Raw genomic sequence first — 780 nt, 5'->3', positions numbered from 1 at the left:
TTCCCGCTCGTCGGAGATATTGTTGCGTAACAAGCTACTAAATTCATAGATAATATCTGCCAGTTCATCCTGACTTTGCATGACGGCATACATCCGTAAAAACTCCAGAGTATTGTACATAAAGTGAGGATTGATTTGAGCCTGTAGGGCTCGCATATTGGCATCTTTTTGACTGAGCTCTAGCTGATAGATATCGTGGATATTTTTTTCCAGGCGATCCAACATATCATTGGTTGTTTCTGCAATGAGAAGCAACTCTTGGTCTTTTTCAGAGGTATCAATTCGAAGGCCTTCTTCTCCTTGAGCAATCACCTCGATCGAATCTACTAGATCTACGACCTGTTTTTGGTAATTTGAAAAAGTCTGTCTAAGAGTCACGTACAAAATGATGATAAAGAGGATACTTAGTCCAATAATAATAGCTGAACTCGTCAAAGTTCCTGTAAGAACAAAATTTTTAGGAACAGCAGCTCGAACCTGATAACCGTGAGAGGTGACACCTACAAACCAGTTCTCCCTCTCGGCTGATACCTTCTCCCCAATATGGAACATCTCGGTCTCAAAAGGAGAAGTCACTGTTACAGCCATCGGGATATGGCCCCTTGTATTGTCAATGGCTCCATGGAGAACATCTGGCGATAAGGAGATATAGATCACTCCTAAATCCTTGTCAGACACAGGATCGGAAACAGGAATGGCAAAACTATTGGCTGTCGGCTTAAAATCCTCTGCAGGGATTTTCTCTCCGCTGCGTTTTTCTCTAGTCGAAACATACACTTC

General features: G+C 42.3%; 1 protein-coding gene. It reads right to left on the bottom strand.

Translation table 11 applies throughout. The features are described 5' to 3' along the window. The coding region (locus tag D8863_RS10515; protein WP_185761485.1) for a sensor histidine kinase at nt 1–780 on the bottom strand (780 nt) is incomplete at both ends.

The sequence above is a fragment of the Streptococcus oralis genome (genome assembly GCF_003943825.1).
Taxonomy (GTDB): domain Bacteria; phylum Bacillota; class Bacilli; order Lactobacillales; family Streptococcaceae; genus Streptococcus; species Streptococcus oralis_CD.
This window is presented reverse-complemented; position numbering and strand designations above follow the sequence as displayed.